The sequence below is a fragment of the Azotobacter chroococcum genome (genome assembly GCF_002220155.1).
Taxonomy (GTDB): Bacteria; Pseudomonadota; Gammaproteobacteria; order Pseudomonadales; family Pseudomonadaceae; genus Azotobacter; species Azotobacter chroococcum.
This window is the reverse complement of record NZ_CP011835.1, coordinates 2,255,529-2,280,945: the sequence shown is the minus strand read 5'-3', so window position 1 is coordinate 2,280,945 and position 25,417 is coordinate 2,255,529. Positions and strand designations below refer to the sequence as shown.

Genomic DNA, 25,417 nt, shown 5'->3' with positions numbered 1-25,417 from the left:
GGCAGATGCACAATTGAGGGATTCCCTCGAACCAGGCGGCGTTCGCCGCTCCGGCCCGGTTCGTCTTTCCCAAGGACCGCTCATCGAGGTATTTCACAGTGGAACATGAGTCGCGCCTCTTGCAGGCCAGTGTGGTGTGTCTGCTCGCCATGGTTTTGCTCGTGCCGCTCGCCAAGCGCATGCAGCTGGGTGCTGTGCTCGGCTACCTGATCGGCGGCGTGCTGATCGGTCCCGGCGTGCTGGGCCTGATCGATCAGCCCGGCAGCATCCTGAGGATTTCCGAGCTGGGCGTGGTGATGCTGATGTTCATCATCGGCCTGGAGCTGTCGCCGAAACGCCTCTGGCTGATGCGCCATGCGGTGTTCGGCGCCGGCCTGGCGCAGGTGCTGCTGTGTGGTGCGGCCATCGGCGGCATGGCCATGGCCTTCTTCCAGCAGCACTGGACCAGCGCCCTCGTCCTCGGCCTCGGCCTGGCGCTGTCGTCCACCGCCTTCGTCCTGCAGCTGCTCGCCGAGCGCCGCGAGCTGCACATGCCGCACGGACGCCTGGCGTTCTCGATGCTGCTGTTCCAGGACATTGCGGCCATTCCGCTGATGGCGATGGTTCCACTGCTCAGTGGCGTCAGCCAGCCGGACAGCGGCGAAGACCCGCTGGTCGAGCTGCTCAAGGTGGTCGCCTGCGTGGGCGGCCTGATCATCGGCGGGCGCTACCTGTTGCGTCCGCTGTTCCGCATCGTGGCCAAGGGCGACCTGCAGGACATCCTCACTGCCACCGCGCTGCTGGTGGTGATGGGCAGCGCCCTGCTGATGGAGTGGATCGGCGTGTCCATGGCCCTCGGCGCCTTCCTGGCCGGCGTGCTGCTGGCCGAATCCGAGTACCGCCATGCCCTGGAAGCGAAGATCGAGCCCTTCAAGGGCATGCTGCTCGGGCTGTTCTTCCTCGGTGTCGGCATGAACATTAACCTCGGCCTGCTGGTCGATTCGTTCTGGACAGTGCTCGGCCTGGCCCTGCTGCTGATCCTGCTCAAGCTGCCCCTGATCGCCCTCGTCGGGCGCTTTCCCGGACGGCTGCAGCCCGACTCCGCCCTGCGCCTTGGCGTGGTGCTCGCCGGCGGCGGCGAATTCGCCTTCGTGATCTTCTCGATCGCCCACCGCCACGGCCTGTTCGATGCCGGACTCCACGACCTGCTGGTCTTGACCATCACCCTGTCGATGGCGCTCACCCCGCTGGTGGTCATGCTGCTCTCGCTGTTCGCCAGGCCGGCCCGGCGGGCCGCTGCGCCGGAACCCGAGGAGCCCAGCATCGACCATGAGCCGCGGGTCATCATCATGGGCATGGGCCGCGTCGGCCAGGTCGTCGCCCGCCTCCTGCACGCCCAGCGCGTGCCCTTCGTGGGCTTCGACACGGCGGTCGAAACGGTGGAGTTCAACCGCAAGATCAGCAACCTGCCGATCTACTACGGCAACCCCCTGCGCCTGGAGATCCTGCATGCCGCCAAGGCCGAGCATGCGCAGTTCTTCGTCATCGCCACCGACGACGGGCCGACCAACATCCAGACGGCCCGGCTGGTCCGCCAGCGCTATCCGCACATGAAGGTGATCACCCGCGCCCTGGACTGGGCGCAGCTGCACACCCTGCTCGACCTGGAGGCCGGCCCGGTGCGCGAGACCTTCTTCTCCAGCCTGGAGATGGGCCGCCAGGTGCTGCTCGGGCTGGGCCTCAGCGAGCAGCAGACCGCCGCGCGCCTGGAGCGCTTCCGTCGCCACGACGAGCAGATGCTGCAGGAGCTGCACAAGGTGATCAGCGACGAGACCGCCAGCCTCAGGGCCACCCATGCCTACTTCGACGATCTCGAAAGCCTGTTCGCCCGGGACGTGCTGGAAGAGCCCGTTACTCCCCCGAAATACTCCGATCCGCTCTAGGAGCCCACGAATGAGTGTCACCCTGTTCAGCCGCTATGCCTGCTTCGCCGCCTGCGTACTGCTCACCCTGGTCACCCTGCCCCTCCTCCCCGGCTCGCCCGGACTCTGGCCGCTGACCCTGATCGCCGGGCTACTCAGCCTCGTGGGCGTCAACGACCTGCGGCAGACGCAGCACGCGGTGCGGCGCAACTACCCGGTGCTGGGCAATATCCGCTACCTGATCGAGTACATCCGCCCGGAAATCCGCCAGTACCTGCTGGAGACCGACGACGAGTGTCTGCCCTTCTCCCGGGCCCAGCGCATGCTGGTCTACGCGCGCGCCAAGAACCAGAGCGCCGACAAGGCCTTCGGCACCCTGCACGACGTCTACCAGAACGGCTTCGAGTTCATCACCCACTCGATGTGTCCGGCCGAGCTCGGCAAGCCCGAGGATTTCCGCATCCAGATCGGCGGTCCGCAGTGCACCAGGCCCTATTCGGCCTCGATCTTCAACATCTCGGCGATGAGCTTCGGCTCGCTCAGTGCCAATGCCATCCGTGCCCTCAACCAGGGCGCCAGGCTCGGCGGCTTCGCCCACGACACCGGCGAAGGCAGCATCAGCCCCTATCACCGCGAACACGGCGGCGACCTGATCTGGGAAATCGGCAGCGGCTACTTCGGCTGTCGCAGCGACGACGGCCGCTTCGACCCCGAGCGCTTCGCCAGCCAGGCGCAGAACGCCCAGGTGAAGATGATCGAGATCAAGCTGAGCCAGGGCGCCAAGCCCGGCCACGGCGGCATCCTGCCTAAGGACAAGATCACCGCGGAAATCGCCGTCACCCGCGGCGTGCGGATGGACCGCGACTGTGTCTCGCCGGCCCGCCACAGCACTTTCTCCACGCCGCGGGAGCTGCTCGGCTTCGTCGCCCGGCTGCGCGAGCTGTCCGGCGGCAAGCCGGTCGGCTTCAAGTTCTGCCTCGGCCATCCCTGGGAGTTCATGGGCATCGCCAAGGCCATGCTGGAAACCGGCATCCTCCCCGACTTCATCGTCGTCGACGGCAAGGAAGGCGGCACCGGTGCCGCGCCCCTGGAGTTCTCCGACCACGTGGGCGTGCCCCTGCGCGAGGGCCTGCTGTTCGTCCACAACACCCTGGTCGGCGCCGGCCTGCGCGACCGCATCCGCCTGGGGGCCAGCGGCAAGATCATCAGCGCCTTCGACATCGCCAGCGTGCTGGCCATCGGCGCCGACTGGGCCAACTCGGCGCGCGGCTTCATGTTCGCCCTCGGCTGCATCCAGTCGCAGAACTGCCACACCAACCGCTGCCCGACCGGCGTGGCGACCCAGGACCCGCTGCGCCAACGCGCCCTGGTGGTGCCGGACAAGGCCGAACGGGTGCGCAACTTCCACCGCAACACCCTCAAGGCCCTGGCCGAGATCGTCGCCGCCGCCGGGCTCGAGCGTCCCGCGCAACTGGAGCCTCGCCATCTGCTGCGGCGTCTGTCGGAAAGCGAGATCCGCCAGTACGCGCAGCTGCACGCCTTCCTCAAACCGGGCGAACTGCTCGGCGATCGCATCGACAGCGAGTTCTACGCGCGCATGTGGCGGATGGCGCGCGCCGACAGCTTCGAGCCGGCGCCTTTCGCGTAGAGCGGGTGCAACCCGCCAGACATGGCAAAGGCCTCACCGAACCCGGCGGGTTGCACCCGCCCTACCGTCGCTTCAGCCGGCGCGGGCGCCCGGTGGGCGTCCGTTCCGGCGCGACGCCGGTGTAATAGATGTCATGGGTGGTGCTGGCCTTGGCGTGGCCCAGGTCGACCTGCAGGCTCCTGAGCGGCCGGTGCGGCGCGTCGTAGCTGGCGCTGGTATGGCGCAGCCAGTAGGTGCTGGCGGCGCGCAGGCTGGAGACCTCCCGCTCGCCGCGGCCCTCGGCCTGCATCCTTTTGACCGCGCTGTCGAAGCACTTCTGCACGATGTTGCGGATCTGCCGGTCGGTCAGCCCGCCGCGGCCGTCCAGCTTCAGCAGCAGCGGCACGTTCTCGCCGGGCTGCGGCAACGGCGTCAGGTTGCGCGACATGCGGTAGCGCTTGAGGTAGCCGAGCAGCTCGCTGCCGACCGAGATCCGCCGCTCCTTGCCGCCCTTGCCGACGGTCACGTACCACCAGGCACCGTCGCCGTCCTGCTGGAAGGCCTGCATGGTCGGATGCCAGTCGGGACGCCCGGCCAGCTCGGAGATGCGCAGGTACAGGGAGAACAGCACGACGACCACGAACAGCGTGCGCTCATGCCGCTCCGCGTCCTGGTGGGCCATCCACTCGGCGGTCTCGATGACGAACGCCCACTGCAGCGGGTTCAGCACCTTGCCCTCGATCGAGGGGGCGCGCTTCTCGAAGAAGCGACCCGGCTCCTCGATGGCGCGGAACGGGTTGTCGAGCAGCGTATTCTGCCCGACCAGGAAGTCGTAGAAGGAACAGCAGATCGTGAAGGCCTGCTTCAGCGAGCTCGTGGTGACCTTGTAGTGCTCCGGCGCCTGGCGCGGCATGCCGGTCTCGTCGGCGAGCTTGCGCGCCGCCTTGCTGCCGAGGCTCTCGTAGGGGCGCCACTGCGGATTGGGCACCAGCTCGCCCGGCTCCTCGCCGGCTATGAAGCGCCGCCGCACCGCCTGGCCGACCCACTCCATGTCCGGTTCGCGGCAGAAGCCGAGGAAGGCCTCGGCGTCCTCGCGGGTCAGCTTCAGCACCGAACTCCCCTTCTTCAGCCAGCACCACAGCAGCAGCCGCTCCACTTGGATGCGGTAGGCCTTGTAGGTGGTTTCCCAGCCGGCGTAGGAACGCAGGAAGTCCCGGGTGTGCAGGTAGTCGTTCTTGGCCGGAAGCTCCGGTTCGAGCCTGTTCAGAAAACGCACGACGAAGCGATTTTCGAACACCAGGCTGCCTGGGGACAGCGCCAGGAAGCGCGCATAGGTGTCGAACAGCGGCTGGGGAATGAGTTCGGTCATCGGGCAAGGGGTCTGTCGGGTGGCTGGATGTCAGGGTACATATTCCGATTATAGGCATAATCGGAATACTTCCTGCCCCCGATACGTGCGAAAGCCCGGCTCGAAGCCGGGCTCTTGCCCCTGCCCCTACCCGCTCAGAAGAACGCCTGGATGCCGGTCTGCGCCCTGCCGAGGATCAGCGCATGGATATCATGGGTACCCTCGTAGGTGTTCACCACCTCCAGGTTGACCAGATGACGCGCGATGCCGAACTCGTCGCTGATGCCGTTGCCGCCCAGCATGTCGCGGGCCAGCCGGGCGATGTCCAGCGCCTTGCCGCAGCTGTTGCGCTTCATGATCGAGGTGATCTCCACCGCCGCGGTGCCCTCGTCCTTCATCCGTCCCAGACGCAGGCAGCCCTGCAGGCCCAGGGCGATCTCGGTCTGCATGTCGGCCAGCTTCTTCTGGATCAGCTGGTTGGCGGCCAGCGGGCGGCCGAACTGCTTGCGGTCGAGCACATACTGCCGCGCGGTGTGCCAGCAGGCCTCGGCGGCGCCCAGCGCGCCCCAGGCGATGCCGTAGCGCGCCGAGTTCAGGCAGGTGAAGGGCCCCTTGAGGCCGCGCACCTCGGGGAAGGCGTTCTCCTCGGGAACGAACACCTCGTCCATGACGATCTCGCCGGTGATCGAGGCGCGCAGCCCGACCTTGCCGTGGATCGCCGGGGCGGACAGCCCGGCCCAGCCCTTCTCCAGCACGAAGCCGCGGATCTCGCCGGCCTCGTCCTTGGCCCAGACCACGAACACGTCGGCGATCGGGCTGTTGGTGATCCACATCTTGGTGCCGGTCAGCCGGTAGCCGCCGTCGACCTTCTTCGCCCGACAGGCCATCGAGCCCGGGTCGGAGCCGTGATCGGGCTCGGTCAGGCCGAAGCAGCCGATCCACTCGCCGCTGGCCAGCCTTGGCAGGTATTTCTGCTTCTGCGCCTCGGTGCCGAACTCGAAGATCGGCAGCATCACCAGCGAGGACTGCACGCTGAGCATCGAGCGGTAGCCGGAGTCGATGCGCTCTACCTCGCGGGCGATCAGCCCGTAGCACACGTAGTTCAGGCCGCTGCCGCCGTATTCGGCCGGAATGGTCGCGCCGAGCAGGCCGGTCTCGCCCATCTCGCGGAAGATCGCCGGATCGGTGTGCTCCCGGCGGAAGGCTTCCAGCACCCGCGGGGCCAGTCGCTCGGCAGCGAACTTGCGGGCGCTGTCCTGCACCATGCGCTCCTCGTCACTCAGTTGCTGGTCGAGCAGCAGCGGATCTGCCCAGTTGAAGCTTGCGTGGTTGGCCATGTCGGTATTCCTCGGTATCGGTCTTGTTGTGAGTATGGATTCAGTCGAGCCGCTCGATGACGGGTGAGATAGGCGTCGACGTGCTTGGCCGCCAGCTCATGGGCGGCCTTTGATGAGCCGCCGAAGTACAGCGGCGGATAGGGCTTCTGCACCGGCGGGAAGAAGTTCTTCGCGCCCTCGACGGTGACGTGCTTGCCGGCGAAGTCGACGGTCTTGCCCTGCAGCAGGTCGCGCCACACGGTGAGCACCTCGTCGGCGGCCTCGTAGCGCTCGTCGTGGTCGAGGAACACGCCGTCGGCGGCCAGCTCGGTAGCGTCGCCGCCCGGCACCACGTTGAGCAGCAGGCGGCCCTTCAGCGCCTGGTCGAGGGTGGCGGCCTGGCGGGCGGTGGCGGTCGGCCCGCTGACCGAGGTGCGCAGCGCCACCAGCAGCTTGATGCGGCTGGTCACCGGCGCCAGGCTGGCGGCGGTGATCCAGGGATCGAGGCAGCTCGATCCGGTGGGGATCAACAGGCCGTCGTAGCCGAGGCTCTCGGCGGTCACGGCGATCTGTCGCATGTAGTCGTTGGTCGCCGGGCGGCCGGCGGAAGACTTGCCGAGATAGCGGGTGTCGCCGGAAGTGGGAAGGAACCAGAAGATGTCCAGACTCATGGATGCGTGCCTCAGGATGAATGCGGCGCGGCGATGCGCGGTTTCCCTGAGTTGGCAAGCCCCGTGCCAGTACCGCGAGGCTACGGCGACTAGAGATGAATGGCGGCGAACAGGCCGGCAACCCCAGCCAAAAGCGCACCAGCAGGCGCAGCGGCATGGGCGCCGGACCGGGAACGCCCCGGCGGCGCGCAGCGGCCAACTGTCGGCGGATCAACACTTTGCGCGGCAAGTGTTGCCGGAACAACAGTTGCGTCAGCAACAGCGCGCGCACGCGGCCGGCGGTCGCGGCGAAGCTCCTAAGCAAATAACAAAAAGATATTTAATTCTTAGTTTTTATATCGCATAGATTATCCGAACCGGCGGCACGCCCGTCTCGCCAGGCCCGCTGCTGCCCCGGCAACAGCGGACGAAGTGTTGCACCGCCAACAGCGGTTCAACAGCGCCGCGCCGAATGCAACAGGCCGGTTTTGCGGCACTTATGCAACCAACTGATTCAAAAAGGATTTTCAAGATGGCACAGGGATTGCCCCACTCAGCGCCAGTCGAACCACAGCCTGAGGAACCGCGTGTGACCGCCATCCAACAACCCAAGGTACTGTCGCCCCTGCAGACCGCCCGCCAGCTGGCCGCCGAATTCGCCGAAACCGCCGCCGAGCGCGACCAGCACGGCGGCACGCCGAAGGCCCAGCGCGACGCCCTGCGCCGGAGCGGCCTGCTGGCCCTGGCCATTCCCCGCCAGTACGGCGGCCTGGGCGCCGGCTGGAGCGAAACCCTGGAGATCGTCCGCGAATTCGCCCGGGTCGACAGCTCGATCGCCCACGTCTACGGCTTCCAGCACCTGATGCTGGCCACCGTGCGTCTATTCTCCCGTCCGGACCAGTGGCAGCCCTGGTTCGAGCAGACCGCGCGCAACCAGTGGTTCTGGGGCAACGCCCTGAATCCGCTGGACACCCGCACCGTCGCCCGCAAGTTCGACGGCTGGCGCGAGTTCTCCGGGCGCAAGAGCTTCTGCTCCGGCTCGGCCGATTCGGAAATGCTGATCGCCTCGGCGCTCGACGAGAGCAACGGCGGCAAGCTGCTGATCGCTGCGCTGCCCAGCGGACGCAGCGGCATCACCCTGCACGGCGACTGGGACAACATGGGCCAGCGGCAGACCGACAGCGGCAGCGTGACCTTCGAGCGGGTGCGCGTCGAGGAGAACGAACTGCTGCTCGAACCCGGCCCGCTGAGCACGCCCTTCGCCTGCCTGCGCCCGCTGATCGCCCAGCTGACCTTCGCCAACCTGTTCCTCGGCATCGCCGAGGGCGCCTTCGCCGAGGCCCGCCACTACACGCTCAAGGAAACCCGCCCGTGGTTCAAGTCCGCCGCCACCCACATCGGCGAGGACCCCTACGTGCTGCGCCACTTCGGCGAGTTCTGGGTCGGCCTGGAGAGCGTGCGCCTGCTCGTCGAGCGGGCCAATGCGCTGCTCGACGACGCCTGGCGCCAGGAAGACGGCCTCGGCGCCGAGGAGCGCGGCCGGCTCGCCGTGGCCATCGCCACCGCCAAGGTCGCCGCCAGCCGCGTCGGCCTCGAGCTGACCGGCCGGCTGTTCGAGGTCACCGGCGCCCGCGCCACCCATGCCGCCCTGCGCCTGGACCGCTACTGGCGCAACCTGCGCACCCAGACCCTGCACGACCCGGTGGACTACAAGCTCCACGAACTGGGCGACTGGGCGCTGAACGGGGCGCTGCCGACTCCCACCTTCTACTCGTAGCCGCCGACCATGCAACTACTCACCCTGCCCCCGTCCCCTGCGCTGGCCACCTCGGTCCGCGCCACCGCGCAGGTCTTCGCCGACCCCAAATCGCAGGCCCTGCTTGACCACCTGCAACAGATCGCGCCGAGCGAGGCCAGCGTGCTGATCATCGGCGAGACCGGCACCGGCAAGGAGCTGGTGGCCCGCCACGTGCACAACCTCAGCAAGCGCCGCGGCGGCCCCTTCGTCGCGGTGAACTGCGGCGCCTTCTCGGAAAACTTGGTGGAGGCCGAGCTGTTCGGCCATGAGAAGGGCGCCTTCACCGGCGCCCTCAGCGCCAAGGCCGGCTGGTTCGAGGAGGCCAACGGCGGCACCCTGTTCCTCGACGAGATCGGCGACCTGCCGCTGCCGATCCAGGTCAAGCTGCTGCGCGTGCTGCAGGAACGGGAGGTGGTGCGCCTCGGCTCGCGCAAGAGCATTCCCATCGACGTGCGGGTGCTCGCCGCGACCAACGTGCAGCTGGAAAAGGCGATCAACGCCGGCAACTTCCGCGAGGACCTCTACTACCGCCTCAACGTGGTCAGCCTGGAACTCAGCCCGCTGCGCGAGCGGCCCGGCGACGTGCTGCCGCTGGTCCGCCACTTCATCGGCGAATACAGCCGGCGCCTGGGCTACCGCGAGATCGCCCTGGACCGCGAGGCCGAGGAAAAGCTGCTCGGCTACTCCTGGCCGGGCAACATCCGCGAGCTGGAAAACGTCATCCACCACACCCTGCTGGTCTGCCGCAACAACCGGATCGGCGCCGCCGACCTGCACCTCTCCAACCTGCGCCTCGAGCGCCAGGAGGAAACCACTCCGCGCCCCGACGAATCGGCCGAGGCGCTGCTGCAGCGCGCCTTCCACAAGCTCTTCGAGGAAGACTGCGGCGCCCTGCACGAACGGGTCGAGGCGGCCCTGCTGCGCACCGCCTACCGCTTCTGCCACTGCAACCAGGTGCATACCGCCAGCCTGCTCGGCCTCAGCCGCAACGTCACCCGCGCGCAGCTGATCCGCATCGGCGAGCTGGTGGTCAACAAACGTCGCCAGGCACAAAGCCCCCACAACGGCCGGGCAGTCGACCTGTCGATCTGAGTCGCCCGGCTCGGCCCGAGGCGCACCGTCAGCGCGCCGGGCTAATGGACATGCCGTTTTCCGTCGGCATGGATATGGACTTTCGAGGCGGGCGTCTCAGCCGACCCCTGGGCTGGAGCGGACTCCCCCTGAGCCGGCTCGCTCTGCAAGGTTCCCTGCCCCATGCTCTCGCCACCGCCATGGCGGTGGCCGGGACTGCTCTCGACCAGCATCCGGTAGCCTTCGGCATCGAGGCTCGGCAGCCGCTCGACGAAGGCCACCAGCTCCCAGATGTACGGGTCGTCCATGCTCCGGCCCCAGGCCGGCATGCCCGAGGCCTTGATGCCGTGCTTGATGACCCAGAAGGCGCGGGCCGGCTCGCCGCCGCTGCCGACCTTGCTCAGGTTCGGCGGCGCGGGATAGAGGCCCTTGCTCAACTCCGTCTCGGCCAGCCCCGGCGCCAGGTGGCAGCCGACGCACATGGCGTCGTAGTTGCCGGCCCCGTTGCGGACCAGCGCCTCGTCGGCAAGGCCGGGCACCTGGATGTCCCGGGCACGCACGGCGATCGAGCGTTCCCGCGCCGTCTCCAGCAGGGCATGGACCGGCGCGGCATGCGGCACATCGGCGCCCACCTCGATCAGCCCCGAATACAGCACGCCGGCGCCGATCGCGGCCGAGACCAGGCCGATCACGGCCAACGTCTTGAAAACTCCCATGACTCTCCTTGATCAGCGTATTCCCATTCCCGTCAGAGGCAGGCCTCGGGGAAATCATTCTTCCGCATCGTCGCTCTCGTAGTCCCCTTCCTCGTCATCGGGCGCATTCTGATCGCTGCGATCCATGTCGTGGTCATCCATGTGCTGCTCGTGCATGTCCTCCATCATCTTCTCGTGTTCCTCCTTGTTCATCTTGTGCTCGCCGCCCATGGTGCCGCTCTTGTGCTCCTGCGACTGCCCGCTGCTGCCGGAGGAGGACTTGCCCTCCTCCTGCTCGTGGTGCGCCGCCAGCGCGGGCAGTTGCAGGGTGGCGCCCAGAAACAGGGCCAGGGAGCCGGCCAGCAGGGTCTTGCGTTTCGGGAGGGTGCTCATTTTTCAACTCCTTATGGATTGAGGCGAAGCGACGGCGACCGAGAAAGATCGGCAATGCCGTCAAGAGAAAAATAGTTGCTCTATCGGCCCCCTTAATCTGCCATGCCGCCAAGGAGGCTTTGATTACATTCGTGTAAGGCGGGCAACAACCATCCGAGCGGATGGCAAGCTCGTCCACACGGACCGGATTACATTCTTGTCAGTTCCGACCAGCCCAATCGGCCAGCGCTACACTGGATATAAGTTCATGAATAAATAGCCAGCGAAAAATCCAATTAATCTGACTGCTATCAATCAATATGACGCCGGCATGAATGCCGGATAGCTGCAAAACAAGGACTGATGATTTGTCTGCCGTTGGACAACCCGGCAATGGCAATGGAGAAAGACTCATGAAGCCTGACCATGAAACCCACGAACCACCAACTGGTTTCTGGCGCTCACGCTACGCAGTCGGCTTGATGGTGATCGGGGCGGTGGCAGGTTATTTCCTTCTCACCGAACACACCGCCCATGTCCTGGGTGTATTGCCGTATCTGTTGCTTCTCGCCTGTCCCTTGATGCACCTCTTCATGCACCACGGCCATGGCAAAAACGACAGGCGAGGAATAGACAGGGAGAGTCCTCATGAACCACGCTGAACCGGCCTATGGATTATGGTCGCTGGTTATCCTGAACTCGGCAGTCTTCATCATGTTCGCCTTCAGCTTCTTCAAACCGGCGAGCGCACGGGACTGGAGAGGCTTCGGGGCGTTTTCCGCGTTCATTGTCGCGCTCTTTGTCGAGATGTACGGATTTCCGCTGACCATCTACCTGCTGTCCGGCTGGTTGCAAAGCAAACATCCAGAACTCGATCTCCTGTCCCATGATGCAGGGCACCTCTGGTCGACCTTGGCCGGCGAAAAGGGCAATCCCCACTTTGGCATACTTCATATCGCCAGCTACTTCTTGCTCGGCTTTGGTTTCTATCTGCTGGCCAGCGCCTGGAATGTCCTCTATCAGGCGCAACGCAACCACAGGCTGGCAACTACCGGCCCCTACGCACGAATCCGGCATCCACAGTACGTGGCATTCGTACTGATCCTGCTGGGGTTCCTGCTGCAGTGGCCGACACTGCTGACCCTGATCATGTTTCCGATCCTGCTGGCGATGTACGGCCGCCTGGCGATTACCGAAGAAGCGGAAATGTATCGACAGTTCGGCGCCGAATTCGAGCATTACGCCCGGCATACCCCTAGGTTTTTCCCCCGTTGGAAACGGGAAGCCCGAAACCTCTGAAGCGGGTTGACGAATACCAGGTCATTGGATGATCGAAGACAGGAGATAACTTCATCTTTCAATCAGGAGAAGCGCCATGCTCCCTCGGATACAAGCCATCCAAAACGCTCCAGGCCGGAGGATTGCAACCTGGTTGGCCACTGCATTGATCCTGCCCTTTCTCTGGCTTTCGGCGTGGGAAGCCATGGCGCAGTCGATGCAGGAGCGGGAAGGTGTGACGCTGTATTGGGGGCTCGTACCAGGCGCCGTCTTCACCGACAAGCATGCGCTGGATGAAATGCATGGGAAGGATGGCCAGGGCGAACCCCACCACCTGGTCGTCGCCCTGTTCGACACGGCCACTGGAAAGCGCATTGGCACTGCTGCCGTGCGCGCCCAGCTAATCGAGGTCGGGATCTCCGAAACGCCCGCGAAGGCTCTGGCGCCCATGGAGATCAACGGCCTGATGTCTTACGGGCAGTTGTTCTCCATGGTCAAGAAAGGCCCCTACCGGTTCCGGATATTCGTGAAGCTGCCCAACCGAGAAGAGGAGATCGAGTACTCCATTTCCGCAGCATCGCCCCATCCGGGCCAGAACTGATACCACATCCGGGCAGGAGCAATGAGTCGCGCTCGACCGGCAGCATCGAATCATGTCCGATAAGGGTGAGGGACCTATGAATACCGTGGTAACCGGACGCTCCCCAGCAGTAGACCCCGTCTGCGGCATGCCGGTCGAGGAAACCTCGGCAGCCCCCCGCACCACCTATGAGGGCCAGCCCTACTTCTTCTGCTCGCCGCATTGCCTCGAGCAGTTCGAAGCCGCACCCGGCAGGTACGTCAAAGTCCCCACAGCCCAGGCACATTCGCCGCCTGCCCAGGCCGGACAGCCGATGCAGGCGGCCTCCGGCAAGGAACGGGCGGGCCTGGCGAAGGACCCGGTCTGCGGGATGATGGTCGACAAGGCCACCGCCCTGCACAGCGAGCGCGGCGGGCGGACCTACTACTTCTGCAGCACCAGCTGCCAGCGCATCTTCGAGTCGCCGGAGGCCGAGCTGAAATCCATGCGCCGGCGGGTGACCATCGCCCTGACCGGCGTGCTGGCGCTGGCCATCCTGCGCGCCGGGGCCTTCATCGGCCTGGCCGCCGGGGCGACGATTCTCACCTGGGCGCCGATTCCCGCCCTGCCCTGGTTCACCTGGGGCATGTGGCTGTTCCTGCTGGTCACCCCGGTGCAGTTCATCGGCGGCTGGAGCTTCTACAAGGGTGCCTTCAACGCCCTGCGCAACCGCACGATCAACATGGACCTGCTGATCGCCCTGGGCACCTCGGTGGCCTACTTCTACAGCGTGGCGGTGCTGTTCTTCCCCGAGGTGCTGCCGGTGAAGGTGGACGAGCGCGCCGTCTACTTCGAGGTATCCGCGGTGATCATCGCCTTCGTGCTGCTGGGCAGGTACATGGAGGAGATCATCAAGAAGCACTCCTCGGCGGCGGTGCGCAAGCTGCTCGACCTCAAGCCCGCCACCGCCCGGGTGATCCGCGACGGCGTGGAGACGGAAATCCCCGCCGACAGCGTGATGGTCGGCGAAACCGTGGTGGTCCGGCCCGGCGAGCGCATCGCCACCGACGGCCTGGTGACCGAGGGCAGCTCGGCCGTCGACGAGTCCATGCTGACCGGCGAGTCCATGCCGGTGGAGAAGCAGCCCGGCGCCCGGATCATCGGCGGAACCCTCAACCGCACTGGCAGCTTCCGCTTCGAGGCCACGCGGATCGGCGCCGAGACGGCGCTGGCGCAGATCATCCGCATGGTCGAGGAGGCCCAGGCCAGCAGCGCGCCGATCCAGCGCATCGCCGACCAGGTGACCCGCTACTTCGTGCCGGCGGTGGTCGGCACCGCCGTGCTGGCCTTCGTCGGCTGGTGGCTGGCCGGCAACTTCCCGCAGGGCCTGCTGGCGTTCATCGCCGTGCTGATCATCGCCTGCCCCTGCGCCCTCGGCATCGCCACGCCGGCGGCGCTGATGGTCGGCGTCGGCCGCGGCGCCCAGGCCGGCATCCTGATCCGCGGCGGCGAAATCCTCGAGAAGGCGCAAAAGCTCGACACCGTGGTCTTCGACAAGACCGGCACCCTGACCCGCGGCGAACCGGCGCTCACCGACGTGCTGGCACTGGGCGGCTTCGACCGCGGTCAGGCCCTGCGCCTGGCCGCCAGCCTGGAAGTCGGCTCCGAACACCCTCTGGCCGAGGCGATACTGCGCGGCGCCCGCGAGGAAGGCATCGAGCCGGCCAGGGTGCAGGGCTTCGACTCGATCCCCGGCCACGGCGTGCGCGGCGAGATCGACGGCCATACCGTGCTGCTCGGCAACCGCCGGCTGATGGAGCGCGAAGGCGTGGCGCTGGGCGACGCCGCGGCCGAACTGGAACGCCTGCAGGCCGACGGCAAGACCACGATGCTGCTGGCCGAGGGCGGCCGGCTGGCGGCCATCGTCGCGGTGGCCGACACCCTCAAGCGCGAAGCCCTGGAGGCCATCATCGCGTTGCGCACCGAGGGCATCGAGGTGGTGATGCTCACCGGCGACAACGCCCGTACCGCCGAGGCGATCGGCCGCGCGCTGGGCATCGACCGGGTGATCGCCGACGTGCTGCCGGCCGACAAGGCCAAGGCGATCAAGGCGTTGCAGGCTGCGGGCAAGGTCGTGGCGATGGTCGGCGACGGCGTCAACGACGCCCCGGCGCTGGCCACCGCCGACATCGGCATCGCCATCGGCTCGGGTTCGGACGTGGCCAAGGAAACCGGCGGGATCATCCTGGTGCGCAGCGACGTGCGCGACGTGGTGGCCGGCATCCGCCTGTCGCGGGCGACCATGCGCACCATCAAGCGCAACCTGTTCTGGGCCTTCGTCTACAACAGCGTCGGCGTACCCATCGCCGCCCTCGGCCTGCTCAACCCGATCCTCGCCGCCGCGGCCATGGCCCTGTCGTCGCTGTCGGTGATCGTCAACTCCGCCCTGCTCAAGCGGGCGACCATCGGCAGCGCCTGAGCCCGTCAGCGAACCTTCGGCAAGCCCAGAGAGATCAGCGCCGCCAGCAGCACGAAGAGGCTCGACACCCACAGGCAGGCCTCCAGCCCCCAGACCTGAAACACCCAGCCCGACAGCAGGGTGCCGAGCAGCCGGCCGAGGGCGTTGGACATGTAGTAGAAGCCCACGTCCAGCGACACGCCGTCCTCCCTGGCATAGCTGACGATCAGGTAGCTGTGCAGCGAGGAGTTGATGGCGAACAGCGCCCCGAACAGCAAGAGGCCGCCGATCAGCACCGTCTGCGCGGAAAGCGTGGTGCCGAGGCCAAGGGCGATGGCCGCCGGCAGCCCGGCCAGCGACAGCGCCCAGGCGAAGGCCGCGCTGCCGTCCGGCAGCTGGCCGCGGCGCTTGCCGGTGAAGTACGGGGCGAACGACTGGACGATGCCGTAGCCGATCACCCAGACGGCGAGAAAGCCGCCGACCTGCCAGAAGTCCCAGCCGAACACGCTGGACAGGTAGACCGGCAGCGCCACCACGAACCACACGTCGCGGGCGCCGAACAGAAACAGGCGGGCGGCGGAGAGGATGTTGATCGCCCGGCTCTTCGACAGCAGGTCGCGGAACTTGGGCTTGCTCTTCGCCTTGCCGAGCTCCTTTTTCAGGGTCGCCAGGCTGGCCAGCCAGATCAGCGCCAGCAGCGCGGCCATGCCCAGCACCGCGCCGGTGAAGCCCAGCCCCGTCAGCAGCGCGCCGCCGAGGAAGAAGCCGACGCCCTTGAGGGCGTTCTTCGAGCCGGTCAGGAGCGCCACCCACTTGTACAGCGCGCCCTGCTGTCCGTCCGCCACCAAGAGCTTGATCGAGCTCTTGGCGCTCATCTTGTTGAGGTCCTTGGCGATGCCGGACAGCGCCTGGGCCGCCATCACCCAGGGCACCGTGAGCAAGCTCGCCGGCACGCAGAGCATCAAGAGCGCCAGCACCTGCATGCCCAGGCCGAGGTTCATGGTGCGGTTGAGGCCCAGGTGCGCGCCGAGCCAGCCGCCGACCAGGTTGGTGACCACACCGAAGAACTCGTAGAAGAGAAACAGCGCGGCGATCTCCAGCGGGCTGTAGCCGAGCCCGTGGAAATGCAGCACCACCAGCATGCGCAAAGCGCCGTCGGTGAGGGTGAAGGCCCAGTAATTGCCGGTGACCAGCAGGTACTGGCGGATTTCCGGGGAAAGGCGAGCGAGTGCGTGCATGGGAGAACCTGATCTGATCGTGCCCACGCTCCCGCGTGGGTACGTCGTCCGGACGCTCCAGCGTCCACAACAGGCTCCCACGCCGGAGCGTGGGAGCCATCACCCTACGGGGATCAGCCGGCCAGGCCGACCTTGCGGGCCAGCTCCGCGGTGCGGTTGGCGTAGCCCCACTCGTTGTCGTACCAGGCATAGAGCTTCACCTGGGTGCCGTTGACCACCATGGTCGACAGCGCATCGACGATCGACGAACGCGGGTCGGTGCGGTAGTCGATGGATACCAGCGGCCGCTCCTCGTAGCCGAGGATGCCCGCAAGCGGCCCCTCGGCGGCGGCCTTGAGCAGCTGGTTGACCTCCTCCACCGTGGTCGCGCGCTCCACCTCGAACACGCAGTCGGTCAGCGAGGCGTTGGCCAGCGGCACGCGCACGGCATGACCGTTCAGGCGGCCGCGCAGCTCGGGGAAGATCTCGGCGATGGCGGTGGCCGAGCCGGTGGTGGTCGGAATCAAGCTCATGCCGCAGGCGCGGGCGCGGCGCAGGTCCTTGTGCGGCTGGTCGAGGATGCTCTGGGTGTTGGTCAGGTCGTGGATGGTGGTGATCGAACCGTGGCGGATGCCGAGGTTCTCGTGGATCACCTTGACCAGCGGCGCCAGGCAGTTGGTGGTGCAGGACGCGGCGGTGACGATGCGATGCTGCGCCGGATCGAACAGCTGGTCGTTCACCCCCATCACCACGTTGAGCGCGCCCGGCTCCTTGACCGGCGCGCTGACCACCACGCGCCCGACGCCCTGCTCCAGATAGGCCTGCAGCAGGGCGACCCTGGTCATCTTGCCGCTGGCCTCGATCACCACGTCGCAGCCCGACCAGTCGGTGTCGGCGATGGCCTTGTTGGCGGTGACCGGGATGCGCTTGCCGTCGATCATCACGCAGTCGCCGTCGCTGCCGGCCTCGCGCTGCCAGCGGCCGTGCACCGAGTCGAAGTTGAGCAGGTGGGCGTGGGTGGCGGCGTCGGCGGCCGGGTCGTTGATCTGCACGAACTCCAGCTCCGGCCAGCCCCAGGCGGCACGCAGGGCCAGACGTCCGATGCGGCCGAAGCCGTTGATGCCTACCTTGATGGTCATGAAGGTTTCCTCGTTTCAGAGATTCAGGGGGTTCGCGGGGCCAGCATGATGATCGCCATGCCGGCCAGGGCGACGCTGCCGCCGAGCAGATCCCAGAGCGTCGGGCGAACGCCGTCGACCAGCCACAGCCAGAGCAGGGCGACACCGACGTACACGCCGCCATAGGAGGCATAGACCCGCCCGGCCGCGGTCGGATGCAGCGACAGCAGCCAGGCGAACAGCGCCAGGGCAACGGCGCCCGGCAGCAGCAGCCAGGCGCTCCGGCCCTCCCGGAGCCAGAGCCAGGGCAGATAGCAGCCGAGGATCTCGGCCAGGGCAGTCAGCACAAAGAGCGTCAGGGTCTTCAGCATGCTGCCTCCCCGTTACCGGCCGAACTGCGCGATCCAGGCCGCATGCGCCGGATGCTGGATGGCCTTGGGCCGCAGCGCCTGGACCAGGGCGACGGCTTCGCCGCGCGGCAGGCCGCGGTCGATCAGGATGCGCGCGGCGATCAGCCCGGTGCGCCCGGAGCCGCCCTTGCAGTGGATGGCGATGCTGCGGCCCTGGTCGAGCAGCTCGTGGATGCGGGCGCGCGACTGCGCCCAGGCGACGTCGAAGTCGTCCAGCGGCACCTGCTCGTCGGCCACCGGCAGGTGGAACCATTCGAGGTTACGCCCGGCGCACAGCGCCGGCAGCGCGTCCGCCTGGTTCAGGCGCAGCTCCTCGCCCTGCATCAGGGTGATCAGCGCCTCGGCGCCGGCCGCCTGCAGGGTGTCCAGCGCACTGGCGACGCTGGTGTCCCGGGTGCCGGGGCACGGGGTGAAGATCAGGCGGCCCGGACAGCCGGGTACATCGAGAATGTCGTGGGGGTGGGACACGGTGTTTTTCCTTGGCTCTCAAATGGCGCGCTGGTTGACGCGCCGGGACAGTTCTTCGGCCGACTCCTTGCGCTCGGAGTAGCGGTCGACCAGGTAGTCGGCGCGGCCGCGCAGCAGCAGGGTGAACTTGACCAGTTCCTCCATCACGTCCACCACCCGGTCGTAGTAGGCCGAGGGCTTCATGCGCCCGGCCTCGTCGAACTCGAGGAAGGCCTTGGGCACCGAGGACTGGTTGGGGATGGTGAACATGCGCATCCAGCGGCCGAGCACGCGCATCTGGCCGACCGCGTTGAACGACTGCGAGCCGCCGCAGACCTGCATCAGCGCCAGGGTCTTGCCCTGGGTCGGGCGGATCGCCCCCAGGGTCAGCGGAATCCAGTCGATCTGCGCCTTGAACACCGCACTCATCGCGCCGTGGCGCTCCGGCGAGCACCACACCTGGCCTTCCGACCAGAGCACCAGCTCGCGCAGCTCCTGCACCTTGGGATGGCTTTCCGGCGCATCGTCGGGCAGCGGCAGGCCGGCGGGATCGAAGATCCGCGGCTCGGCGCCGAGGCGCTCGAGCAGGCGCGCCGCCTCCTGCACCAGCAGGCGGCTGTAGGAGCGCTCGCGGTTGGAGCCGTAGAGCAGCAGGATGCGCGGCGGGTGTTCGGGCTGCGCCGGCAGGCCGAGCTTGTCGAGGCTCGGCAGGTCGAGCAGCGCGGGATCGAGGTTGGGCAGGTCGTCGGGCATGGCGGTCTCCTTGGCGGCCTCAGGCGCAGATGGTCGTGCGTTCGGGGCGCTTGCGCATGCCTTCCAAACGCTCGGAGTCGGGGCGCAGCCAGTTGCGGTTGGCGGCCAGAACGGTGGCGAGCATCTCGTGCACCCAGTCCGGCAGATGGGGATGCAGGCGGTAGTACACCCACTGCCCCTGGCGGCGGTCCTCCAGCAGCCCGCTGCTGCGCAGCAGCGCCAGGTGCCGGGAAATCTTCGGCTGGCTTTCCTCCAGCGCTGCGGTCAGCTCGCAGACGCACAGCTCGCCCTCGCGGGCGATCAGCAGGGTCAGCCGCGCCCGGGTCTCGTCGGCCAGACACTTGAAAAGCGCGGTGGGAGTCAGGTGCTCGACCATGGTAGCCCTCGGGGTTCTTGCTTGAGGCGTCGGAAGGCCTGAATATATGGATTGCCGCATATTAAGTAAAGCAGGCACACTGGCTGTATCCGGTGCTTTTCCGATGCCGCCACTGGCAGCGGAGCATGGCGCATTCGGAACGGCGCATATTCGGACAAACAGATGAAGAAAACATGACCATCGACGCGAACGGGCCGGAAAAAGGAGATGCCCCCATGTCCAGCCAATGCGAAGCGGCAGCCGCCAGGGCCGCCGGCGCCCCGCTCGGCTTCTTCGAGCGCTACCTGACCCTCTGGGTGTTCCTCTGCATCGTCGCCGGCACCCTACTCGGCCTCTTCGCGCCGGCGGCGTCCCAGGCGGTCGGCGCGCTGGAGATCGCCCAGGTCAACCTCCCGGTCGGCGTGCTGATCTGGGTGATGATCGTCCCCATGCTGATGAAGATCGACTTCGGCGCACTGCACGAGATCTACCAGCAGAAGGCCAGCATGGGCGTCACCCTGTTCGTCAACTGGGCGGTCAAGCCGTTCTCCATGGCCCTGTTCGGCTGGCTGTTCCTCAAGCACGTATTCGCGCCCTGGCTGCCGGCCGGCGAGATCGACAGCTACATGGCCGGGCTGATCCTGCTCGGCGCCGCGCCCTGCACGGCGATGGTGTTCGTGTGGAGCAACCTGTGCGGCGGCAACCCCAACTTCACCCTGACCCAGGTGGCGCTCAACGACCTGGTGATGGTGTTCGCCTTCGCGCCCATCGTCGCCCTGCTGCTCGGCGTGTCGTCGATCCCGGTGCCCTGGGACACCCTGCTGCTGTCGGTGGCGATGTACATCGTCATCCCGCTGGCCATCGCCCAGCTCCTGCGCCGGCGCCTGCTGGCCCGCGGCCCCGAGGTCTTCCAGGCGACACTGGCGCGGATCGGCCCCTTCACCATCGTCGCCCTGCTCGCCACCCTGGTGCTGCTGTTCTCCTTCCAGGGCGAGGCCATCGTCGAGCGGCCGCTGATCATCGCCATGCTCGCCGTGCCGATCCTGTTGCAGACGCTGTTCATCGCCGCCCTCGGCTACTGGCTCAACCACAGCCTCAAGGTGCGCCACGACATCGCCGGGCCGTCGGCGCTGATCGGCGCCTCGAACTTCTTCGAACTGGCGGTGGCGGTGGCCATCGTCCTCTACGGTTTCGATTCCGGCGCCGCGCTGGCCACGGTGGTCGGCGTGCTCATCGAGGTGCCGGTGATGCTTGCTCTGGTGAAGCTGGTCAACGATAGCCGTGCCTGGTACGCGCGCGGCCTGCCGCACAACTGAGGAGACAAGTCCATGGAATTTCTCGAACAGCCGCCGCGCTTTCTGTTCTTCACCGGCAAGGGCGGCGTCGGCAAGACCTCGATCGCCTGCGCCACCGCCATCCGCCTCGCCGAGAGCGGCAAGCGGGTGCTGCTGGTCAGCACCGATCCGGCCTCCAACGTCGGCCAGGTGTTCGGCATCACCATCGGCAACCGCATCACGCCCGTGCCGGCGGTGGCCAACCTGTCCGCGCTGGAGATCGACCCGCAGGCCGCCGCCCAGGCCTATCGCGACCGCATCGTCGGCCCGGCCCGCGGCGTGCTGGCGGCGGACGTGGTCAAGGGCATGGAGGAGCAGCTGTCCGGCGCCTGCACCACCGAGATCGCCGCCTTCGACGAATTCACCGAACTGCTGGTCGACTCCGACCTGACTGCCGATTACGAGCACATCCTCTTCGACACCGCGCCGACCGGCCACACCATCCGCCTGCTGCAGCTGCCCGGCGCCTGGAGCGGCTTTCTCGAGGCCGGCCAGGGCGACGCCTCCTGCCTCGGCCCGCTGGCCGGGCTGGACAAGCAGCGCAGCCAGTACCGCGAGGCGGTGGAGGCGCTGGCCGACCCGCGGCGCACCCGCCTGGTGCTGGTGGCCCGCGCCCAGCAGGCCACCCTGCGCGAGGTGGCGCGCACCCACGAGGAACTCGCCGCCATCGGCCTGCGCCAGCAGTACCTGGTGATCAACGGCGTGCTGCCGGACAGCGAGGGCGAGCGGGACCCGCTGGCCGCCGCCGTCTGCGCCCGCGAACAGGCGGCGCTGGAGGCCATGCCCGAGGCGCTGCGCGCCCTGCCCTGCGACCGGATCGCGCTCAAGCCGTTCAACCTGGTCGGCCTCGAGGCCCTGCGCCAGCTGCTCGACGGCGCGAGCGGCGTGACCCTCGAAGCGCCGGCCGCCGTCCCCACGCTGCAGGCGCCGAGTCTCGCCGAGCTGGTCGACGAGATCGCCGCCGCCGGCCACGGCCTAGTGATGCTGATGGGCAAGGGCGGGGTCGGCAAGACCACCCTCGCCGCCGCGGTGGCGGTGGAGCTGGCGCACCGCGGCCTGCCCGTGCACCTGACCACCTCCGACCCGGCCGCCCATCTGGCGGAAACCCTCGACGGCTCGCTGGACAACCTCAGGGTGAGCCGGATCGATCCGCACGCGGCGACCGAGGCCTACCGCCAGCACGTGATGGCGACCAAGGGCGCCAAGCTGGATGAGGCTGGCCGCGCGCTGCTGGCCGAGGACCTGCGCTCGCCCTGCACCGAGGAGATCGCCGTGTTCCAGGCCTTCTCGCGGGTCATCCGCGAGGCCGGCCGCACCTTCGTGGTCATGGACACCGCGCCGACCGGCCACACCCTGCTCTTGCTCGACGCCACCGGCGCCTACCACCGCGAGATCCAGCGGCAGATGAGCGCCAGCGGCATGCGCTTCAGCACGCCGATGATGCAGCTGCAGGACCCGCAGCAGACCAGGGTGCTGCTGGTCACCCTGGCGGAAACCACGCCGGTGCTGGAAGCCGCCAACCTGCAGGCCGACCTGCGCCGCGCCGGCATCGAGCCATGGGCCTGGGTGATCAACAACAGCATCGCCGCTGCGCGGACCGACTCGCCCCTGCTGCGCCAGCGGGCGCGCAACGAGCTCGCCGAGATCGAGGCCGTGGCCCACACCCATGCGCGCCGCCACGCCGTGGTGCCGCTGCTCGCCGAGGAGCCGATCGGCGTGCAGCGCCTGCTGGCGTTGAGCAGACCCGGCAGCCATTGACGACAAACGGCAAGAAGTACGCGCCCAGGCGCACTGCAAGGAGAACCCCCGTTGGAAGTTTTCACGTGGTTGAACGACCAGCTGCTGCGCATGGACTGGCTGTCCGCCCTGGTGCGCCTGCTGGTGGAGGATGTGTTCGGCCTGGACATGGCCGGCCGCGTCGGCGGCAGCCTGCACTTCTTCATCTACGACACGATCAAGATCTTCATCCTGCTGTCGGTGCTGATCTTCGCCATCTCCTGGGTGCAGAGCTATTTCCCGCCCGAGCGCACCCGCAGGATTCTCGGCGGCATGCGCGGCTTGCGGGCCAATGTGACGGGGGCGCTGCTCGGCACGGTCACGCCGTTCTGCTCCTGCTCGTCGATCCCGCTGTTCATCGGCTTCACCGGCTCGGGCCTGCCGCTGGCGGTGACCTTCTCCTTCCTGATCTCCTCGCCGCTGGTGGACCTCGCCTCGGTGATCCTGCTGGCGAGCATCTTCAACTGGTCGATCGCCATCGCCTACGTGCTGGTCGGCATCGTGCTGGCGGTGCTCGGCGGCACGCTGATCGGCCGGGCGAAGATGGAAAACAACGTCGAGGCCTTCGTTCTGCACAACAAGGTGCTCGATCTGCCGCAGGAACAACTGACCCTGCGCGACCGCCTGAACTACGCTCGGGAACAGGTCGCCGAAGTCATCCAGCGCGTCTGGCTGTACGTGCTGATCGGCGTGGGCATCGGGGCGGCGATCCACAACTGGATACCCGAAGCGCTGATCACCACCCTGCTCGGCGAGGAACGCTGGTGGTCGGTGCCGCTGGCGGTGCTGGTCGGCGTGCCGATGTACGCCGACATCTTCGGCACCCTGCCGATCGCCGAGGCGCTGGTGGCCAAGGGGATCGGCCTGGGCACCGCGCTGGCGTTCATGATGGCGGTTACCGCGCTGTCGCTGCCCTCGCTGATCATGCTGAGAAAGGTGGTCAAGCCGCGGCTGCTGGCGCTGTTCTTCGCCATCGTGGTCGCCGGCGTCATGCTGATCGGTTTTCTGTTCAATACCTTCGCCCACCTGTTCGTCTGACCTGGAGAAATCCCCATGATCGTCAAAATCCTCGGCTCCGGCTGCAAGAAGTGCGTCACCCTCACCGAGAACACCAAGACCGCACTGGCCAGCCTGGGCCGCGAGGCCGAGGTGGTGAAGGTCACCGACTTCGCCGAAATCGCCGCCCACGGCGTGATGTCGACCCCGGCCCTGGCCATCGACGACAAGGTGGTGTCGGTGGGCAAGGTGCTCAGCGCCGACGAGGTCGCGGCGCTGCTCAAGGCTCAGTGACAGGCACGCGGCGGGTTTTGCCGCGATAGATCGGCTATGCACCGGGGTGCGTCGGCCCTGGTGGGCTGAACACGGTAGCAATCCCCTTCCTTTCCACCCTTCGGGCGGCGAGCGTCAGCGAGAGGTAGGCTGTCAAAGACCCTCCTGTCTCGGCCAGCGCCCGATACAGCGCAGCCCGCGGCCGTCGTCCGTCGGCCGGGATTTCGGCACAGGCGCTCACGTTCGACTTGCGCAACTACGCTTACGACGGCGCGCCGCAGTGGCTAGCGGCGCGCCTGTATCGGGGCCGGACCACCGACTTTCGTCCCCCCTGCGGCGCCTTCGCACCGGTGTATCCAGGGCCCGCGCCCTTGCCCTGAGCACGACGGGTGCGGCGACCTCCAGAGGCAGTTCTTCAACTCAGTCAGCAGGCAGGAGAACCATCGTGAGCAAGATCGACGTTGTGCTGTGCAACCCCGTACGTACCGCGATTGGCACCTTTGATGGTGCGCTCAAGAATGTGCCGGCGCCGGACCTGGGCGCCACGGCGATTCGCGAGAGCCTGGCACGCTCCGGCCTCGCCGCCGACAAGGTCGAGTCCCTGGTCATGGGCAACGTGATCCAGGCCGGCGTGAAAATGAATCCGGCCCGCCAGGCCGGCATCGCGGCAGGCCTGCCGGTGGAGCTGCCCGCCCTCACCGTCAACCGCGTCTGCGGCTCGGGAGCCCAGGCCATCGCCAGTGCGGCGCTGGAAATCTGGTCGGGCCTGACCCACTGCGCCATTGCCGGCGGCATGGAGAACATGGATCGGGCGCCCTACCTGATGCCCCAGGGCCGCTGGGGCGCCCGGCTGGGCGATGTCACCATGCACGACAGCATGCTCTGCGACGGGCTGAACGACGCATTCAGCGGCCAACATTCCGGCTGGCATACCGAAGATCTGGTCAGCCGCTGCGGCATCTCGCGTGACGATCAGGACCGCTGGGCCCTGCGCTCCCAGCAGCGCTTTGCCCAGGCCCAGGCGGCGGGGCTGTTCGAGGCTGAAATCGCTACCGTCGAAGTGCCCGGCCGCAAGGGTCCGACCCTGTTCGCCAGGGATGAGCACAACCGCCCGGAGACCACAGCCGAGTCGCTGGCCAGGCTCAAGCCGGCGTTTCGTCAGGACGGCACCCTCACCGCCGGCAATGCGCCGGGCCTCAATAGCGGTGCGGCCGCCATGCTGGTGGCCGAGCGTGGCTGGGCGGAGCGCAATGGCCTGGTTCCCATGGCGCGGCTGGTCAGCCATGGCGTGGGCGCGGTCGAGCCGGGCCTGTTCGGCCTGGGACCGGTGCCCGCGGTACGCCAGGCGCTGACCCGGGCGGGCTGGTCGGTGGCGGATGTGGAGCGGGTCGAGATCAACGAAGCCTTCGCGGCGATTGCCCTGGCTTGTCTTCGCGAACTCGGTTTTGCCGAGGAGAGCGTCAACGTTGAAGGTGGCGCCATTGCCCATGGCCACCCGATCGGTGCGAGCGGCGCGGTGCTGACCACCCGCCTGCTGCATGCCATGCAGCGCAGCGGTGAACGGCGGGGCATCGTGACGCTGTGCATTGGCGGTGGACAGGGCATCGCGCTCGCGCTGGAAATGCTGTGATCTGGATGGGTCGAGGCGCGCCCTCCTCGCGGATC

The 25,417-nt window shown here is 67.4% G+C and carries 23 protein-coding genes and 1 pseudogene; 13 read left to right on the top strand and 11 right to left on the bottom strand.

The genetic code is table 11. The features are described 5' to 3' along the window. Nucleotides 1-98: 98 nt before the first annotated feature. Both ACG10_RS10480 and ACG10_RS10475 read left to right on the top strand, forming a co-directional pair. On the top strand, nucleotides 99-1,922 hold the full coding sequence (locus tag ACG10_RS10480) for a monovalent cation:proton antiporter-2 (CPA2) family protein (protein WP_089168186.1): 1,824 nt from the start codon (nucleotides 99-101) through the stop codon (nucleotides 1,920-1,922). A gap of 10 nt (nucleotides 1,923-1,932) precedes the next feature. Continuing rightward, nucleotides 1,933-3,549, top strand: coding sequence for an FMN-binding glutamate synthase family protein (locus ACG10_RS10475; RefSeq protein ID WP_089168185.1), 1,617 nt, complete (start codon nucleotides 1,933-1,935; stop codon nucleotides 3,547-3,549). Between the two features lie 61 nt (nucleotides 3,550-3,610). On the opposite strand, the gene ACG10_RS10470 is transcribed toward ACG10_RS10475, so the two are convergent. The 3 genes and pseudogenes from ACG10_RS10470 to ACG10_RS10460 form a co-directional block, all read right to left on the bottom strand. After that, entirely contained in the window at nucleotides 3,611-4,897 is a 1,287-nt protein-coding gene (locus ACG10_RS10470; RefSeq protein WP_089168184.1) for a tyrosine-type recombinase/integrase, read from the bottom strand. A gap of 134 nt (nucleotides 4,898-5,031) precedes the next feature. After that, nucleotides 5,032-6,213: an acyl-CoA dehydrogenase gene (locus tag ACG10_RS10465; RefSeq protein ID WP_089168183.1), complete on the bottom strand. Its 1,182-nt coding sequence runs from the start codon at nucleotides 6,211-6,213 to the stop codon at nucleotides 5,032-5,034. A 62-nt stretch (nucleotides 6,214-6,275) separates the two neighbouring features. After that, nucleotides 6,276-6,863: pseudogene (locus ACG10_RS10460) on the bottom strand (LLM class flavin-dependent oxidoreductase); the annotation flags it as partial. Between the two features lie 568 nt (nucleotides 6,864-7,431). Here ACG10_RS10460 and ACG10_RS10455 point away from each other — a divergent pair. Both ACG10_RS10455 and ACG10_RS10450 read left to right on the top strand, forming a co-directional pair. Beyond that, a complete protein-coding gene (locus tag ACG10_RS10455; protein WP_089168182.1) occupies nucleotides 7,432-8,619 on the top strand; it encodes an acyl-CoA dehydrogenase family protein in 1,188 nt (395 codons plus the stop codon). Nucleotides 8,620-8,628: 9 nt separating this feature from the next. Continuing rightward, a complete protein-coding gene (locus ACG10_RS10450; protein WP_089168181.1) occupies nucleotides 8,629-9,732 on the top strand; it encodes a sigma-54 interaction domain-containing protein in 1,104 nt (367 codons plus the stop codon). A gap of 41 nt (nucleotides 9,733-9,773) precedes the next feature. Here the strand turns inward: ACG10_RS10450 and ACG10_RS10445 are convergent, their stop codons facing one another. Together ACG10_RS10445 and ACG10_RS10440 are read right to left on the bottom strand one after the other, a co-directional pair. Beyond that, entirely contained in the window at nucleotides 9,774-10,427 is a 654-nt protein-coding gene (locus ACG10_RS10445) for a c-type cytochrome (protein WP_089168180.1), read from the bottom strand. Nucleotides 10,428-10,481: 54 nt separating this feature from the next. Then, nucleotides 10,482-10,799 carry a hypothetical protein gene (locus ACG10_RS10440; RefSeq protein WP_089168179.1) on the bottom strand — a complete coding sequence of 106 codons (318 nt, stop codon included), beginning with the start codon at nucleotides 10,797-10,799 and terminating at the stop codon, nucleotides 10,482-10,484. 392 nt (nucleotides 10,800-11,191) lie between these two features. Here ACG10_RS10440 and ACG10_RS10435 point away from each other — a divergent pair, with 392 nt between their 5' ends. The 4 genes from ACG10_RS10435 to ACG10_RS10420 all read left to right on the top strand — a co-directional run bounded on the left by ACG10_RS10435 (nucleotide 11,192) and on the right by ACG10_RS10420 (nucleotide 15,094). Next, complete coding sequence (locus tag ACG10_RS10435; protein WP_089168178.1) at nucleotides 11,192-11,440, top strand: DUF2933 domain-containing protein; 249 nt, start codon at nucleotides 11,192-11,194, stop codon at nucleotides 11,438-11,440. Next, entirely contained in the window at nucleotides 11,427-12,077 is a 651-nt protein-coding gene (locus tag ACG10_RS10430) for a methyltransferase family protein (RefSeq protein ID WP_089168177.1), read from the top strand. The genes ACG10_RS10435 and ACG10_RS10430 overlap by 14 nt, the downstream gene beginning before the upstream one ends. A gap of 133 nt (nucleotides 12,078-12,210) precedes the next feature. Further along, nucleotides 12,211-12,657 (top strand): hypothetical protein, encoded by a 447-nt coding sequence (locus ACG10_RS10425; RefSeq protein ID WP_198319054.1) that lies wholly within the window; start codon nucleotides 12,211-12,213, stop codon nucleotides 12,655-12,657. 76 nt (nucleotides 12,658-12,733) lie between these two features. Next, nucleotides 12,734-15,094, top strand: coding sequence for a heavy metal translocating P-type ATPase (locus tag ACG10_RS10420; protein ID WP_198319053.1), 2,361 nt, complete (start codon nucleotides 12,734-12,736; stop codon nucleotides 15,092-15,094). A gap of 5 nt (nucleotides 15,095-15,099) precedes the next feature. Here the strand turns inward: ACG10_RS10420 and arsJ are convergent, their stop codons facing one another. The 6 genes from arsJ to ACG10_RS10390 form a co-directional block, all read right to left on the bottom strand. Then, the gene (arsJ, locus tag ACG10_RS10415; RefSeq protein ID WP_089168174.1) at nucleotides 15,100-16,311 is read right to left on the bottom strand and encodes an organoarsenical effux MFS transporter ArsJ; all 1,212 of its coding nucleotides are present in this window, start codon (nucleotides 16,309-16,311) and stop codon (nucleotides 15,100-15,102) included. A 113-nt stretch (nucleotides 16,312-16,424) separates the two neighbouring features. Beyond that, a complete protein-coding gene (locus ACG10_RS10410; protein WP_039804211.1) occupies nucleotides 16,425-17,429 on the bottom strand; it encodes an ArsJ-associated glyceraldehyde-3-phosphate dehydrogenase in 1,005 nt (334 codons plus the stop codon). A gap of 23 nt (nucleotides 17,430-17,452) precedes the next feature. Next, nucleotides 17,453-17,779, bottom strand: a complete 327-nt coding sequence (locus ACG10_RS10405; RefSeq protein ID WP_089168173.1) for a YnfA family protein — start codon at nucleotides 17,777-17,779, stop codon at nucleotides 17,453-17,455. A 12-nt stretch (nucleotides 17,780-17,791) separates the two neighbouring features. After that, nucleotides 17,792-18,286 carry a phosphatase domain-containing putative toxin gene (locus tag ACG10_RS10400; protein WP_089168172.1) on the bottom strand — a complete coding sequence of 165 codons (495 nt, stop codon included), beginning with the start codon at nucleotides 18,284-18,286 and terminating at the stop codon, nucleotides 17,792-17,794. Nucleotides 18,287-18,304: 18 nt separating this feature from the next. Next, the gene (arsH, locus tag ACG10_RS10395) at nucleotides 18,305-19,018 is read right to left on the bottom strand and encodes an arsenical resistance protein ArsH (RefSeq protein WP_089168171.1); all 714 of its coding nucleotides are present in this window, start codon (nucleotides 19,016-19,018) and stop codon (nucleotides 18,305-18,307) included. A gap of 19 nt (nucleotides 19,019-19,037) precedes the next feature. Further along, entirely contained in the window at nucleotides 19,038-19,394 is a 357-nt protein-coding gene (locus tag ACG10_RS10390) for a metalloregulator ArsR/SmtB family transcription factor (RefSeq protein WP_039804213.1), read from the bottom strand. Between the two features lie 215 nt (nucleotides 19,395-19,609). On the opposite strand from ACG10_RS10390, the gene arsB reads away from it, so the two are divergent. The 5 genes from arsB to ACG10_RS10365 all read left to right on the top strand — a co-directional run bounded on the left by arsB (nucleotide 19,610) and on the right by ACG10_RS10365 (nucleotide 25,382). Beyond that, complete coding sequence (gene arsB, locus ACG10_RS10385) at nucleotides 19,610-20,689, top strand: ACR3 family arsenite efflux transporter (RefSeq protein WP_089168170.1); 1,080 nt, start codon at nucleotides 19,610-19,612, stop codon at nucleotides 20,687-20,689. A gap of 12 nt (nucleotides 20,690-20,701) precedes the next feature. Continuing rightward, a complete protein-coding gene (arsA, locus tag ACG10_RS10380; protein ID WP_089168169.1) occupies nucleotides 20,702-22,465 on the top strand; it encodes an arsenical pump-driving ATPase in 1,764 nt (587 codons plus the stop codon). A 51-nt stretch (nucleotides 22,466-22,516) separates the two neighbouring features. Beyond that, the gene (locus ACG10_RS10375) at nucleotides 22,517-23,521 is read left to right on the top strand and encodes a permease (RefSeq protein ID WP_089168168.1); all 1,005 of its coding nucleotides are present in this window, start codon (nucleotides 22,517-22,519) and stop codon (nucleotides 23,519-23,521) included. A 15-nt stretch (nucleotides 23,522-23,536) separates the two neighbouring features. Continuing rightward, on the top strand, nucleotides 23,537-23,773 hold the full coding sequence (locus ACG10_RS10370; RefSeq protein WP_089168167.1) for a thioredoxin family protein: 237 nt from the start codon (nucleotides 23,537-23,539) through the stop codon (nucleotides 23,771-23,773). Nucleotides 23,774-24,197: 424 nt separating this feature from the next. Beyond that, nucleotides 24,198-25,382 carry a thiolase family protein gene (locus ACG10_RS10365; protein ID WP_089168166.1) on the top strand — a complete coding sequence of 395 codons (1,185 nt, stop codon included), beginning with the start codon at nucleotides 24,198-24,200 and terminating at the stop codon, nucleotides 25,380-25,382. The last annotated feature ends 35 nt before the right edge of the window (nucleotides 25,383-25,417 follow it).